Genomic DNA, 13,836 nt, shown 5'->3' with positions numbered 1-13,836 from the left:
ACAAGCTGGAGCCCAAGTCATGTCACAGGTCGCTGACAAAGCGCTGTCCGCACAAACGCCTTCCTCTTCCGCAGCATCCGCCGAGTCCTCTTCTCCCGCTTCGCTTCCCTGGGTCACGCGCCTCGTGTCGATGGACACGGTCAGCCGCAACCCGAACCTCGGGCTGATCGAAACGGTGCGCGACGCGCTGCGCGAACGCGGCGTCGAAGCCACGCTCACGCATGACGAAAGCGGCAAATGGGCGAACCTGTTCGCGACGATTCCGGCGCATGACGGCGAAACGAATGGCGGGATCGTGCTTTCGGGCCACACGGACGTGGTGCCCGTCGACGGCCAGAACTGGGACAGCGACCCGTTCAAGCCCGAAGTGCGCGGCGACAAGCTCTATGGCCGCGGCACCTGCGACATGAAAGGCTTCATTGGCGCAGCGCTGACGCTGGTGCCGCAAATGCAGCAGACAAAACTCGCCAAGCCGATCCATCTGGCCTTGTCGTTCGATGAAGAAGTGGGCTGCGTGGGCGCCCCGCTGATGATCGCCGACCTGATGAAGCGCGGCGTCAAGCCGGATGGCTGCATCGTCGGCGAGCCGACCAGCATGCGTCCCATCATCGCGCACAAGGGCATCAACGCTTACCAGTGCTGCGTGCGTGGCTTCGCGGCGCATTCGTCGCTCACGCCCAAGGGCCTCAACGCGATCGAATACGCAGCGCGGCTGATCTGCTACATCCGCGACATGGCCGACCAGTTCCGCGAGCAAGGCCCGTTCGACCAGCTCTACGACGTGCCGTTCACGACGGCGCAAACCAGCACGATCAAAGGCGGCAACGCGATCAACACGGTGCCCGCCGAATGCAGCTTCGAATTCGAATTCCGCAATCTGCCCACGCTAGACCCCGAACCGATCTTCGCGCGCATCGACGAATACGCGCGCGAAACGCTGTTGCCCAAAATGAAGCGCGAGCACGAAGCGGCCGCGATCGAGTTCACGAAGATCGCCGCAGCGCCGGGCCTCGATGCAACGGAACAGGCGGCCATTACGCAGCTCGTGCGCGCCCTTACCGCCGATCAGGACAAGCGCAAGGTTGCCTACGGCACGGAAGCGGGCCTGTTCTCGCTGGCGGGCATTCCGAGCATCGTGTGCGGCCCCGGCGACATCGTGCAGGCGCACAAGGCCAACGAATTCGTCACGCTCGATCAGCTCGCGCAGTGCGAGCAGTTCCTCGGCAAGTTCATTCACAGCATGTCGGTCGATGCGCACGCGCACTGATCGAAGCAGCAGAACATAGCAGCAGACGTAGCAACGCTCACGACAACAAGGCATATACGCGGACCTCACCCACAGACGACGCACGCCATGTCCACCGCCACGCCGCAGCACACCGACCATACGATCGACGGCGAGCCGATCCCGACGCTCGACGACATCGCCTCGCAGCACTTTGCGTTGACGCCGTGGGTGGTCCGAACGCCCGTGTTCGACCGGCTGGATTTTCCGACGCTCGAAGGCACCCTCGTGAACTTCAAGTTCGAGCTGCTGCAGGCGGGTGGCAGCTTCAAGGCGCGCGGCGCTTTCTCGAACCTGCTTGCGCTCGATGAAGCCCAGCGTATCGCGGGCGTGACCTGCGTGTCGGGCGGCAATCATGCTGTCGCTGTCGCCTATGCAGCAATGCGCATGGGCATCAGCGCGAAGGTTGTCGTGATGCACGCGGCGAACCCTGCGCGTATCGCGTTATGCCGCCAATATCGCGCGGAAGTCGTGATGGCCGACAACGTCAACGCGGCGTTCGAGATCGTGCGGCGCATCGAGGCCGGGGAAGGCCGCTATTTCGTGCATCCGTTCAACGGTTACCGCACGGTGCTCGGCACCGCGACGCTCGGCTACGAATGGGCGACGCAGACGCCCGATCTCGATGCCGTGATCGTGCCCCTCGGCGGCGGCGGACTGGCGGCGGGCATTTCGACGGCCTTGCGCCTCGCCAATCCGCGCGTGCATGTATACGGCGTCGAGCCCGAAGGTGCCGATGTGATGAACCGCAGCTTTGCCGCGAATCACACCGTGAAGATGACCCACATGCATTCGATCGCCGATTCGTTGATGGCGCCACATACCGAGCAGTACAGCTACGAGCTTTGCCGCCGGCATGTCGACCGTCTCGTCACCGTCACCGACGACGCATTGCGCGCCGCGATGCTGACACTGTTCACACAACTGAAGCTGGCCGTCGAACCGGCGTGCGCGGCCGCCACGGCCGCCCTGCTCGGCCCGTTGCGCGAACAACTGCAAGGCAAACGCGTCGGCGTGCTGCTGTGCGGCACCAATACCGATCCCGTCACGTTCGCCGCGCACATCGAACAGGCGCGCGCCGCCGAAGTTTAAGCGCCACATACGGGCGTATTCCTTACAGCGGCTTTGCTTGTGAAAGCGGGGGTTGATTGCTGGCCCACCGTTTGCAAACACCGACGGTTCCTCGTCACTTCTGCGTCATGCTGGCCGAAGCCCAAGGCGATCCGGCGCCAAATCATTTCACGTTGCGCCGATCGTTGGCTATCATGTCGCCATCGACCTCAAGGAGAACTGCCCGATGAGCATAGTCAAGGAATTCAAGGAATTTGCCCTCAAAGGCAACGTAATGGACCTCGCAGTCGGTGTGATCATCGGCGGAGCGTTCTCGACGATCGTCAACTCTGTCGTGAAGGATCTGATCATGCCTGTCGTCGGCGTGGCGACGGGCGGCCTCGATTTCTCCAACAAGTTCGTCCTGCTCGGACACATACCCGATAACTTCAAGGGCAACCCCGAGTCGTACAAGGATCTGCAAACGGCGGGCGTTGCCGCATTCGGCTACGGCTCGTTCATCACGGTTGCGATCAACTTCGTGATTCTCGCGTTCATCATCTTCATGATGGTGAAGTTCATCAACAAGCTGCGCACGCTGGAACCCGCTGCGCCGCCGGCACCGCCGCCCGCTACGCCTGAAGACGTGCTTCTGCTGCGCGAGATCCGCGACTCGCTGAAGCAGTCGCCGCGCGTCTAGCGCGTTCTCGATGCCGCGTCCGAGCGGCGCTGCTTTTCAAGCACAAAGGGCCTGTTGCACGCAACAGGCCCTTTGTGTTTTACCAGCGTGCGTGCACCGCTAGCCGGTCCTCGCCTCGCCTGCACTCTTTTGCGTCTTCACGTTCGCCGCACCTTCGATCACCTGCTCCAGTTGCGCAAAATTGACAGGCTTGGTCAGATGCGACGTGAAGCCCGCCTCCAGAGAGCGGCGGATATCCTCATCGCTGCCAAAGCCTGTCAGCGCAACAGCCGGCGCATCGTCGCGCTCGCGGAACGCCTTGATGAAATCGAGGCCCGTGCCGTCAGGCAAGCCCACGTCGCTGACGATCAGATCGAAGCTCGCGCTTTGCGTCGCGGCGAGCGCATCGGCCACACGCCCGACGACGGTCACTTCATGGCCAAGCGTGCGCATCAGTTGCGCCATCACTTCGGCCGTGTCCGCGTGATCTTCGATCAAAAGAATGGTCAGCCCGCCAGAAGGCTGCACGCTCGCCGCCTCGGGCGCGGCGGGCTCGCCGATCGGTTCGGCCGCCGTGGGCAGCGTGATCGTGAAAGTCGCGCCGCAATGCGCGCCCGGGCTTTGCGCCGTCACGGTGCCGCCATGCGCGTCCGTCAACGCCTTTGTGATCGCGAGCCCCAGCCCCAGTCCGCCGAACTGCCGCGACATGTTCTGGCTGCCCTGCTCGAACGCATTGAAAAGCTTGCCGATCTGTTCCGGCTCGATGCCCACACCCGTGTCTTCGATCGAAATCTGCACGTGCATCCGTTCGTCGCGCGTGCGTACGTAGATGTGGCCGCCGTCGGGCGTGAATTTCGCGGCGTTGCGGATCAGATTCCACAGCATCTGCTGCAAGCGTGCGCGGTCGGCCAGCACGAAATGATGATGCGCGCTCTTGCTGACGTGCACGTCCTGCTGTTTGGTCTGGATCTCGCTGCGGAACAGTTCGAGCACGCTCTCGATCACGTCGTGCACGTCGACGGTTTCCAGCGAAAGACGCAGCTTGCCATTGGCCACCCGCGTCAGATCGAGCAGATCGTCGATCAGCCGCGCTTCCAGCTCGACGTTGCGCCGGATCATCACCACGCCCGAGCGCACCGCGTCGGGCAGGTCCTGCATCATCTCGAGCATGCGCGCGCCCGCCAGCACGGGCGTGAGCGGCGTGCGCAATTCGTGCGACAGCATCGCGAGAAAACGGTCTTTCGCGCGGTTCGCTTCTTCCGCTGCCTGGCGCGCGGCCTGTTCGGACGCGAGCAGCCGCTCGCGCTCCTCGATGGCTTCGCGTTGCGAATGGATGTCCGTGCAACTGCCGAACCACTTGCTGATGATGCCGCTGGCATCGCGTATCGGCGCAATGCGCGCGTCGAACCAGCGATACGCGCCGTCGCCCCGACGGATGCGGATTTCGCTGCGGTAGTCGGCGCCGTCGCCGCGCACGGTTCGCAACCAGTTGCGCCGCGTTTCTTCGCGGTCGTCGGGATGCACCGCGTCGAGCCATGCGAGACCCAGCGCCTGCGCGCCGTCCTGGCCTGTGTATTCGACCCATTGCTTCGAGACGAAATCGCAGTCGCCATTCGCATTGCAGGTGAACACGAGGTGCGGCAGCGCCTCCGACATCATCCGGTAATGCGCTTCGCGTTCGCGCAACAGCAGCGCTTCCGCCGATTCTCGCTGCATCCGCGTCTGCGACAGCACGCGTTCGACCGCTTCGGGCAGATAGTCGAGATAGCCGCCCGCTTTCGGCACGACGTCGGACACGCCCGAGCGCAGCGCCTCGATCACGCGTGATTCGTCGGTAAAACCCGTCACGAGGATGGCGGGAATCCGCACGCCTTCACCGCGCAGGCGGCGAAAAAAGTCGAGCCCCGTCTCCGCGCCGTCGAGCTGATAGTCGAGCACGATCAGATCGGGCGGATTCGCGACGATCGCACGATGCGCGGCTTCCACGCTGCTGCTCAGTTCGACCCGGCAGCCGGCGCGCTCCAGCGACTTGCGCGCGAGACGCAAGATGCCCTCGTCGTCGTCGACGACGAGCACGAGAGCGGCGGGCGGCGTGATTACGTCTTCTGTCATGCCAGATGATTCAGATCAATGGAACGGACGAGGACTGCAGCAGCGCTGCATGACAATTGCACGAATGTTCTGGCGATTATGCCGCCGGTGCGTAGCGCTGTCCCGGCGGCAGCTTCACGACCTGCAGGAAAAAGCCCAGCCGGCGCACGGCTTCGATGAACGCATCGTATTCGACCGGCTTCGTGATGTAGACGTTGCAACCCAGCTCGTAACAGCGTTCGATTTCGCGCGGATCGTCGGTGGTGGTCAGCACGATCACGGGCATCGATGCGGTAGACGGCGTTTCTTTCAGCCGCCGCAGCACTTCGAAGCCATCGACACGCGGCATCTTCAGGTCCAGCAGCACGACATAATTGGCCAGTTCGTCGCGCGACGGACGGCCGTTTGCACCGTCGCCGGCGCGTGGCTCGCCGAAGAAATAATCGAGCGCCTCCTGACCGTCGGCGAAGCGGATAAAGCCATTCGAAATACCCGCGCGCCGCAGATTGCGCTCGACGAGCGTCGCATGCCCGTCATCGTCCTCGACCAGCACGATGCCGACTGACTTACTCACCGCTTCCCCGTTTGACATGTTTCCTCCGGCGCTCTTGCGCCGCATCGGCGTGATGCGTTGCGCGTGAACTGCGACTGCGTGAATGGTACGACCCGCTGCCCGCTATTATGCGGCCGTTGGCTTACGGCTTCTTGCACCTTTGTACATGTGCGCAGCGTTTGTTCATCCGCGTCAGCATTTGCGTCCTCATTTGCCTCAATTACGCATCGGCTGATCGGGCAGCGTGACGAAGAACGTCGACCCCGCGCCTTCCGCCGATTCAACCCACACGCGCCCGCCATGCCGCTCGACCGTGCGCCGCACGAGCGCGAGCCCGACGCCGTCGCCTTGCGCGACATCGCCGTGCAGCCGCTGGAACGCGCGAAATACTTTCGACATATAGGCGGCGGGAATACCCAGTCCGTTGTCGCGCACAAAGAAGGTGCGGGTTCGCGTTGCCGCGGTATGCGCCTGCTCGTCGCCGGCATGATCCAACGCGCCGACCTCGATGCGTCCCGGCCGCGAAGGATCCAGAAAATTGATCGCGTTCGACAGCAACTGGCTGAACAGCTGCTCGATCGCGGACGGATCGCCCCAGGCCGTCGGCAGATCGCGCACCACGACGACGGCCTTGCGCGCGTCGATCTGCGCCTGCAGCGTATCGACGGCGCGCGCGACCGCGCGGCCCACGCTTACACGCTGCCACTGATATTCGAGCCGCCCCGCGCGCGAAATGCGCAACAGCGCCTCGATGATGGCCGCGGCGCGCGTCACCGACGAGCGTACGTAGCGCAACGATTCCTGCACGTCGCCGTCGAGCACATGCGCGAGGCGCTTGTGTTCCACGGCGGGCAGATTCGCGTCGACGATGGTCGTTTGCAACTCGTCACACGAAACCTGCAGTTCCTTCGAGAAACCCTGCATGTTCACGAGCGGCGAGCGCAGATCGTGCGACACGCTGTAGATGAACATCTGGTTGTCCTGCGTCTCCTGACGCAGCGTCTCGTTGACGCTCGCCAGTTCCGCCGCGCGGGCCTGCAGCGACACCTTCAGCGCGGCCTGATTCTGATCTGCCGTGCGCAACAGTTCGCTCGTGCGGTGCAGCGCGGAATCGAGCGCGGCGATTTCGTCGTTACCCGCCAGCGGCGACGGCAGCGGCTGCGCATTGGCGAGGCGCTGCGCATTATCCGCGAGCACGTCGAGGCGTCTGCCGATGCTGCGCGCGAACGCGAATGCGGTACCCGCCCACAGCAGCATCGAGCCGATCACCGCGCCGATCAGCGCATACTGCTGGCGCAGCCGCGTTTTGGCGAGCGTCGCGTTGCGCTCGGTTTCGAGCCGCGAGGCTTCGTCGATGAATTCGGTCAACTGCTCGCGAAAGCGCATCACCTGCGCGGGCAACTCGCCGCCTTCGAGCGTGACGAACGGCTTCATGGTCGCGCCCGTGCGCAACGATTGCGCAACGGACAGCGCCTGCTGCCGGTAGCTGTCCACTTCGGCGCGCATGCGCTGCACGCGCACGCCTTGCGTCGGTGTATCGGCAACCGCCGTTTCGAGGCGCCCGAGACGGTCGCCGATATCGACCCATGCCGCATGACGGTCCATGAACGAAGGATCGCTCGTGGCGATGCCGGTGCGCACGCGCGCGACCTGCCGCAGCACGGGGTTTTCGAGCGCGGCAGCCTGATACAGCACCTGTTTGCTGTCCGCCGAGCGCTCGACAGCGCGCGTGGTTTGCGCCTGCATGTCGAAGACGACGCCGAGCAGCACCAGTTCAATGGCGCTCGGCAATGCAATCAGCAGCAGGCCTTTGGTGAACAGTTTCATGGATGACTGGCGCAAGACGGCACGAACATCCGGCGCGGCATGCGCCGTTTTCTCGACGTTTTCCGACATGTGGGACGCACGCGCACTGATGAGCCGCGCGCATGCATCATCGCTGTGCGCCGCGGGTGTAACGTCGCTGCGCGACAAACGCTATCGATACTTTCACTCATGGTCCGCGCCCGCGTACTCGCGAGAGCCCGCCGGCACGCGTGAAAGCCGCGCCATCACTGGGACGCGGCCATTATCGACGGGCGCAACGGATATTTCAACGTGCGCTGATGAGGGCGTGGCGCACATAAAAATGTCTTTTTTTAAGGTGTCGGAAACACGCGCAGCGCGTGTGAGTCTATTATTGAGACCAGATGCACAGGGGATGCGAAAGCGCACGGCGACGCGATTCGGCCTGGTTCGCACGGAACGTTGGAGTGAGACAGACGAATCACCGTGTATCCGGCATTTTCGTATGCTATAAAAGATCGACGTGCGGCGCGCGAAGCCGGGAGTGGTCGCATGAGGACGCTGCGTTTCTTGCAATTCTTTTTCAGGCGAGTATCTATGTCCTTCCCGAAAAAGCGCAGGCGCGCGAAGGTGGACGGCGATGAGTCGTTCCTCGCTGTGCTGCGACATTTCAAGCCATTCGGTCAGCTCGACACCAAGATTGCGCGCGCCCGTTCGCAAGACGAACCGGTTCTCTACGCGCATGTGCTGCCGGGGCTCGACGTTCTGCTGTGCAGCGTGCGCGGCGCACAACCGCCCTATCCCGCTGTCGCCGAATTACGGCGGCGCTGCATCGAATCGATTGCGAACGCACTGGAGCAGCCGCTCGACGGACTGGAGAACGGCGGCTACTGGTACGAGGCCGACGGTTTCGGCTTCCTGGTGTTCGCCAGCCGCGCGAGAGCGCGCATCCTGCCGGAGTTCGGTGCGACCCGCACGGCCGCCAGCGCCCGCCGCGGCGTGCGTCGCCAGGATGCGGCGGGCGACGCGACACCGCGATCGCTGCGATGAATCTCCCATCTTCCGCCAAAGCGTTCACATGAAAACACGGCCGCGAATTTCGCGGCCGTGCTGTTTTTACAGCGTGATTCGTTGCGGATGATTCAAACGCGCGCTCAGCTTCCCTTGTAATCCGCCGCATGGTCAGGTCCCGGCAAGGCCGCGCCATTGCCTGAACCAGCAGGCTTTTTCGACGGTGCAGGTCCGGCGGGCGCGACTGCCGACGCGCCCGGCACGCCCGGCGGCAACACTACGCCCTTGCCCTTCTCGCGCTGCCCCGGTGGCGGCGCTGTCGGATGCTGCGCCTGCATGGCCGCCATCAGTTGCTGACACGGCAACGGCTTGTTATTGCTCGGCGCAATCAGCGGAATCAGCGCGGCGAACGGATTGATCAGACCGAGGCCGACCATCGCACCGCCACGCACGGCCAGCGCCGCCGCGTTCACGCCGACATGCGGATCCTTGAAGGTGCCCTTCACGTAAAGCGGCGAGCGCAGCGAGAAAATCCGGAAACCCTTCGTGTGCGGATGCACGCCCAGGTTCATCGTCTCGTTCTTCAGGTTCACGTTGCCGTCGACGTTGATCACGGCGTCCTGCGTGTCGAGCGCAAACACACGCGAATCGAGCACGCCATCCGTCACGACGAAGTCGCCCGCCGCGCAGTTGATCTGCACGTCGCGGTTGCCGAACAGCTTTTCATAGACGACATTCGCGACATTCAGCCCCGCCGCTTCCATCAGCAGACGGCTGACCGCACCGTCCGTGACGAGCAGCTTGATCTCGCCGTTCGACGAACCTGCCAGCGCCGCTGGCGAGTTGCCGGTTGCCGACAATGCCGCGTCGCCGTTCACTTCGCCGAGCGCGTTCTGCATCGTCTTCGCGGTCGGCAGCAACTGCTTGAGCTTCAGATGGCGCGCTTCCGTCGCGAAGCGGCCCTTGAGCGGCGAAGCGCTGCCGTCGAGATGAATGGTCGATGCAAGCGAGCCGCCCGCGACGCCGAACTTCAACGGCTCGAACGACAGCACGCCGTCCGTCATCACGACGTGGGTGTAGAGATCGGTGATGGGCAGCGCCGGATCCTTGATGATGCGGCGGCCTGTGAACTTCACGTCGGCATCGATCGCCTTCCAGCGATCGGTCTTGAACTCCTCGGTCGGCAGCGCCTTGTTCGACGGCTGACGCTCGGTGTCGCCGCGCTTGGCCTTGCTCGCGTTGCTATCCGCGCCGATGATCGGCGCGAGATCCTTGAACTGCAACAGATTCGAGACAAGCGTGCCTTCGAGCAGCGGGCGTGTCGCGCGTTGCGTGTAGACGACCGTGCCGTTCAGATCGCTGCCACCGACACGGCCTGTAAAATTTTCATACCGGAACACGCTGGCGCCCGGCTTGAAGTTGCCGATCAGGTGGCCTTCCGTCGCATACGGCGGCGTCTCCGGCAGCGTGATGCCCGTCAGTTGGTACAGATGATCGAGGCTCGTGCCTTGCAGCCAGAGCCGCAGATCGACGGCGGCGAGGTGCGCAGGGTCCGTCACCGTGCCGACGAGCGCAATACGCAGATCACCCGCCTTTACGTCGGCCTGCACCGGGAACGGCCGCGACGTGTCCTGCAACGCCAGCACGCCGCCGAGCTTGCCGCTGCCCGACACGGGCGAGCGGTTGTAAGTGCCCTTTACCGTCCAGCCGATTCCGTATTGCGGCGTGTTCGACGTCTGCGCGACTGCGGTGCCGGGTGCGCTCGCGGGCGACGCAGATGCCGCGACAGCCGCCGATGCGTTCTGTGCGACCAGACCTGACGCGCCCACGCCAGCCGGCGCGGAAGCGCCCGACGCAACGGGCACGCCCGGCGCCACCGCGGAAGCCGCAGACGCCTCCGAAGCCGCCGCCGCTTCGGCCTGCGCGGTCAACTGTTTCGCGCCCTGCTTGCCAACCACTTCCGCCGACGATTTGCGCGATGCCTCTTCCTGCTGCTTCATCGCTTCGCCGATCGGAACGGGCTGGCCGAGCGTATCCACGACGGCCTGCATCTCGATCTTCTTCTGCTGGTCGGACAACGAGATATTGGCTTTATTCAGCTCGATATCATGCAGATCGAGTTTCCACTCGGACGGTCCCGCCGACGACTTCAGCTTGAAGGTCCAGTTGTTGCGTCCGTCGAGCACGCGTTCGAGATCGATGGACGGATTCACCAGATTGATCGCCGGAATCACGATGTCGTGCGCCAGCAGCGGCAGCACCTTCACCTGAAAGTCGATTTCATCGAGCGTTGCGAAGTGCTTCTGCTTCGTCCAGTCGGGGTTCGCAATCGTGATGTTCTGCGCCGAAAAACGCGGCCAGGGCACCCACGAACGCCAGCCCGTCTCGCCGACGGGATGCCGCCAGCCGACCTTCAGATCGCCTTCGATCGCAAACGGCCGGCCGATCGCTTCGCTGACCTTGTCGTTCACATACGGACGCGCGCGGTTCCAGTCGAAGGTGAGAATGAAGACTGCCAGTGCGGCGATCAGGATCACCAGTACGGCAAGCAGCCACGCGAGAGTCTTGCCGATTGTCTTGCCGACGGATATGCCAGTCGAATGCAGCACAGCCATGAGCGCTCCGAAAAATTACCTGCATCATTTGTCTGCGCAGCACGTGCTGTGCCCGCGAGCGCGCTTCGTTATGATGATGCGCTGCGACACATTACAACACTCATGTCCCACGACACCACCATGACGGACGCGCCGCTCGTGCAGGCGAAAGACATCGTGCGGCGCGACACGGCGCGCGGCCTGACGCTGCTGCATGCCGCGAGCGTCGATATTCATGCGGGCGAGCGCATCGCGATCACGGGGCCGTCCGGCTCCGGCAAGAGCGTGTTCATGCGCGCGCTCGCGCTGCTCGATCCGCTCGACGGCGGCGAAGTGCGCTGGCGCGGCAGGCGTATTGCCCGCGCAACGATTCCGCGCTACCGGCGTCACATCGCCTATATCCGTCAGCGGCCTGCGCTGCTCGACGGCACCGTCGAAGACAATCTGCGCTATCCGTACACGCTGCGCGCCTATCGCGATGTGCGCTTCGACCGCGACCACGCGGCCGCGCTCGCATCGCAGGCAGGACGGGCCAGCGACTTTCTGGAACGGTATGCCAGCGACCTGTCCGGCGGCGAAGCGCAGATTGCCGCGTTGATCCGCGTATTGCAGCTTGCACCCGATGTATTGCTGCTCGACGAGCCCACGGCATCGCTCGATCCCGAATCGGCGCTGGCGATCGAAGGTCTCGTGCGCGCATGGTTCGACGCCGCGCCGCAGACGCGCGCGTGGCTGTGGGTGTCGCACGATCCCGCGCAGGCGGCACGCGTGAACAACCGTCATCTGACGATGCGTGCGGGCGTGCTCGACGGCACGCAGCCCGGCGCATCCCTTCACGCGATGGAGACACCGCGATGACCTTGCAGAACCTCAGCCTGTGGGACGTCGCGATCGCGGCGCTGCTGATCGTCGTGAACGGCGCGGTGTCGGTGCTGCTCAAGCTCGATCTCGAACGCAAGCTCGCGTGGGCCGCGGTGCGCACCGTCGTCCAGTTGCTTGCGATCGGCTATGTGCTTGCGTGGGTGTTCGCTTACGCGCGCTGGTACGTGGTGCTGCCGCTGATGATCCTGATGACGCTGATCGCGGGCTTCGCGGGCGCGGGACGCGGCACGCGCACGTATGCGGGACAGCGCGTCGACAGCATCCTGTCGATCTGGGCGAGCGCGTGGCTCGTTGCGGCGGTCGGATTGTTTGCGGTGATCCGCATTCGTCCGTGGTACGAGCCGCAATATGCGATCCCCATACTCGGGATGATTCTCGGCAACACGCTGACGGGTGTATCGCTGGGTATCGAGCGGATGACGGAAGAACTGACGGCGCGGCGCGATCGCGTCGACATGGCGCTCGCGCTTGGCGCAACGCGCTGGGAAGCGGCCCAGGGACCGGCTCGCCAGGCGGTGCGTGCGGGCATGATTCCGACGTTGAACCAGATGGCCGTGGTCGGGGTCGTGAGCCTGCCGGGGATGATGACGGGCCAGGTGCTCGCCGGACAGTCGCCGCTGCAGGCCGTGCGGTATCAGATCGTGATCATGTTCCTGATCGCGGCATCATCGGCGCTCGGCACCGTGGGCGCCGTGCTGCTCACGTACCGGCGGCTCTTTTCGCCGGAGCACCGGTTTCTGGCGTCGCGGCTCGTCGAGCGGCGCTCGAAGAACTGACGCGCGCTGCCTGCGCATATCGGCAAGCGCACGTCTTCAACCATGCATGCACGCTGCATGCAATTCAGTCGTCATGCGTTTTGCTCGCGCCGATGCGTCACCGTTTCGCCGATACCGCGACCTGTGAGCCGTCGCTGAGCGTGAGTGTCTTCGTGCTGCCGTTGGTCGGCATGGTGAAGCGGAGCACCTGGCTGACGCTCGTGGCGTTCGGGCACTTGAGCGACTTGCCGTTGTTCGACACGGTCTTCGTGCCTTTGGGCGTTTGCGCCTGGAAGTTCAGTTGCACAGTAGCGGTGCCGTCCTTTGCGACGACGGGCGCAAAGCGGATTTGCGTTTGACGGATCATGGCGCCATTGGTGTCGAGCGGGAGCGACGACAGGTCGGGGCAATCGCCGTCGGCGGCGACGGGGCCGCCCGGCGGCACGGTTTTCCAGGTGAAGTCGTCCGATTCGCCGGAGCGGATCGTGCGGGTTTCCTGCGCGTTGCCGAACTGTTTCGATGTGACTTTGACGGTGTAACGGATGGGTCCGTCGGTGGCCGCCTGCGACGTCACGGTGATCGGTGTCGCCGCGTGGGCGGATGGCGCTGGCAGCGCGGCGAGCATTGCGCATGCAAGGGAAGCGACAACAGAAACGGCGGGAAGTTTGAAGCTGATGCTCATACTGTCACCTCGTTGTTGTGCTGCCGCATGGCCATGTGGTTGCGAATGCGGTGACGGCGCGCGGCGGGTTTTGCGAGATCAGTCTAACGCCAATTGGTAAATGGGGAATCTGGTATTACCCCGCTTGTAATGTGTACTTTTAGTGTGGTGATTTTTTGTCTTTGCGACGCTGGTTTGGTTTTTTCTGGGCTTTTCGCTGGCATCCGCGTTTTGCCTTCGTGCTTCAAGCGTTGCCCCTGTGCGGGGCGGCACGTACTTTCTTTGCATTGTCTTGCGACGCAGGTTTGGTTTTGGTTTGCCTGGTTTTGCGCTGGCATCCGCGATTTGTCTTGCCTGTTTCACGCGTTGCCCCTGTGCGGGGCGGCACTTACTTTCTTTGCCGCCGCAAAGAAAGTAAGCAAAGAAAGCGGGCTAACACCGCCCGTTTTTGACCACTGCCTGAGGGCCCCCAACGGTTCCTCCGCTTCAC

11 protein-coding genes are annotated in these 13,836 nt (G+C 63.7%); 6 read left to right on the top strand and 5 right to left on the bottom strand.

Going from position 1 to position 13,836, the window contains the following annotated elements; translation table 11 throughout:
• The first annotated feature begins 19 nt into the window (after nucleotides 1–19).
• The 3 genes from argE (at nucleotide 20) to mscL (ending at nucleotide 3,035) form a co-directional block, all read left to right on the top strand.
• Nucleotides 20–1,267 (top strand): acetylornithine deacetylase, encoded by a 1,248-nt coding sequence (gene argE / locus G3O01_RS39990; protein WP_205813002.1) that lies wholly within the window; start codon nucleotides 20–22, stop codon nucleotides 1,265–1,267.
• Nucleotides 1,268–1,354: 87 nt separating this feature from the next.
• Complete coding sequence (locus G3O01_RS39985) at nucleotides 1,355–2,377, top strand: threonine/serine dehydratase (protein ID WP_205813001.1); 1,023 nt, start codon at nucleotides 1,355–1,357, stop codon at nucleotides 2,375–2,377.
• Between the two features lie 205 nt (nucleotides 2,378–2,582).
• Entirely contained in the window at nucleotides 2,583–3,035 is a 453-nt protein-coding gene (mscL, locus tag G3O01_RS39980; protein WP_205813000.1) for a large conductance mechanosensitive channel protein MscL, read from the top strand.
• 99 nt (nucleotides 3,036–3,134) lie between these two features.
• On the opposite strand, the gene G3O01_RS39975 is transcribed toward mscL, so the two are convergent.
• From G3O01_RS39975 to G3O01_RS39965, 3 genes are all read right to left on the bottom strand, one after another.
• Nucleotides 3,135–5,126 (bottom strand): response regulator, encoded by a 1,992-nt coding sequence (locus G3O01_RS39975; RefSeq protein WP_205812999.1) that lies wholly within the window; start codon nucleotides 5,124–5,126, stop codon nucleotides 3,135–3,137.
• A gap of 76 nt (nucleotides 5,127–5,202) precedes the next feature.
• Complete coding sequence (locus tag G3O01_RS39970) at nucleotides 5,203–5,697, bottom strand: response regulator (RefSeq protein WP_205812998.1); 495 nt, start codon at nucleotides 5,695–5,697, stop codon at nucleotides 5,203–5,205.
• A 177-nt stretch (nucleotides 5,698–5,874) separates the two neighbouring features.
• A complete protein-coding gene (locus tag G3O01_RS39965) occupies nucleotides 5,875–7,485 on the bottom strand; it encodes an ATP-binding protein (protein ID WP_205812997.1) in 1,611 nt (536 codons plus the stop codon).
• A gap of 510 nt (nucleotides 7,486–7,995) precedes the next feature.
• On the opposite strand from G3O01_RS39965, the gene G3O01_RS39960 reads away from it, so the two are divergent.
• Nucleotides 7,996–8,493, top strand: coding sequence for a hypothetical protein (locus tag G3O01_RS39960; protein WP_205812996.1), 498 nt, complete (start codon nucleotides 7,996–7,998; stop codon nucleotides 8,491–8,493).
• A 104-nt stretch (nucleotides 8,494–8,597) separates the two neighbouring features.
• Here the strand turns inward: G3O01_RS39960 and G3O01_RS39955 are convergent, their stop codons facing one another.
• On the bottom strand, nucleotides 8,598–11,069 hold the full coding sequence (locus G3O01_RS39955) for an AsmA family protein (protein WP_205812995.1): 2,472 nt from the start codon (nucleotides 11,067–11,069) through the stop codon (nucleotides 8,598–8,600).
• Nucleotides 11,070–11,189: 120 nt separating this feature from the next.
• On the opposite strand from G3O01_RS39955, the gene G3O01_RS39950 reads away from it, so the two are divergent.
• Nucleotides 11,190–11,906 carry an ATP-binding cassette domain-containing protein gene (locus tag G3O01_RS39950; RefSeq protein WP_205813037.1) on the top strand — a complete coding sequence of 239 codons (717 nt, stop codon included), beginning with the start codon at nucleotides 11,190–11,192 and terminating at the stop codon, nucleotides 11,904–11,906.
• The gene (gene fetB, locus G3O01_RS39945; RefSeq protein WP_205812994.1) at nucleotides 11,903–12,706 is read left to right on the top strand and encodes an iron export ABC transporter permease subunit FetB; all 804 of its coding nucleotides are present in this window, start codon (nucleotides 11,903–11,905) and stop codon (nucleotides 12,704–12,706) included. Before G3O01_RS39950 ends, fetB begins: the two co-directional genes overlap by 4 nt.
• A 97-nt stretch (nucleotides 12,707–12,803) precedes the next feature.
• Here fetB and G3O01_RS39940 read toward each other — a convergent pair whose 3' ends face one another.
• Complete coding sequence (locus tag G3O01_RS39940) at nucleotides 12,804–13,367, bottom strand: DUF6013 family protein (RefSeq protein WP_205812993.1); 564 nt, start codon at nucleotides 13,365–13,367, stop codon at nucleotides 12,804–12,806.
• Between the last annotated feature and the right edge of the window lie 469 nt (nucleotides 13,368–13,836).

Origin of the sequence: Burkholderia sp. Ac-20365, assembly GCF_017104715.1 — a bacterium.
Taxonomy (GTDB): domain Bacteria; phylum Pseudomonadota; class Gammaproteobacteria; order Burkholderiales; family Burkholderiaceae; genus Paraburkholderia.
The sequence above is the reverse complement of the archived record's forward strand: the minus strand, read 5'-3'. Positions and strand labels throughout refer to the sequence as shown.

Excerpts from the sequence above, each read along its gene's own strand:
- argE (WP_205813002.1), top strand. The coding sequence starts at position 20 with ATGTCACAGGTCGCTGACAAAGCGCTGTCCGCACAAACGCCTTCCTCT.
- G3O01_RS39985 (WP_205813001.1), top strand. The coding sequence starts at position 1,355 with ATGTCCACCGCCACGCCGCAGCACACCGACCATACGATCGACGGCGAG.
- mscL (WP_205813000.1), top strand. The coding sequence starts at position 2,583 with ATGAGCATAGTCAAGGAATTCAAGGAATTTGCCCTCAAAGGCAACGTA.
- G3O01_RS39975 (WP_205812999.1), bottom strand. The coding sequence starts at position 5,126 with ATGACAGAAGACGTAATCACGCCGCCCGCCGCTCTCGTGCTCGTCGTC.
- G3O01_RS39970 (WP_205812998.1), bottom strand. The coding sequence starts at position 5,697 with ATGTCAAACGGGGAAGCGGTGAGTAAGTCAGTCGGCATCGTGCTGGTC.
- G3O01_RS39965 (WP_205812997.1), bottom strand. The coding sequence starts at position 7,485 with ATGAAACTGTTCACCAAAGGCCTGCTGCTGATTGCATTGCCGAGCGCC.
- G3O01_RS39960 (WP_205812996.1), top strand. The coding sequence starts at position 7,996 with ATGAGGACGCTGCGTTTCTTGCAATTCTTTTTCAGGCGAGTATCTATG.
- G3O01_RS39955 (WP_205812995.1), bottom strand. The coding sequence starts at position 11,069 with ATGGCTGTGCTGCATTCGACTGGCATATCCGTCGGCAAGACAATCGGC.
- G3O01_RS39950 (WP_205813037.1), top strand. The coding sequence starts at position 11,190 with ATGACGGACGCGCCGCTCGTGCAGGCGAAAGACATCGTGCGGCGCGAC.
- fetB (WP_205812994.1), top strand. The coding sequence starts at position 11,903 with ATGACCTTGCAGAACCTCAGCCTGTGGGACGTCGCGATCGCGGCGCTG.
- G3O01_RS39940 (WP_205812993.1), bottom strand. The coding sequence starts at position 13,367 with ATGAGCATCAGCTTCAAACTTCCCGCCGTTTCTGTTGTCGCTTCCCTT.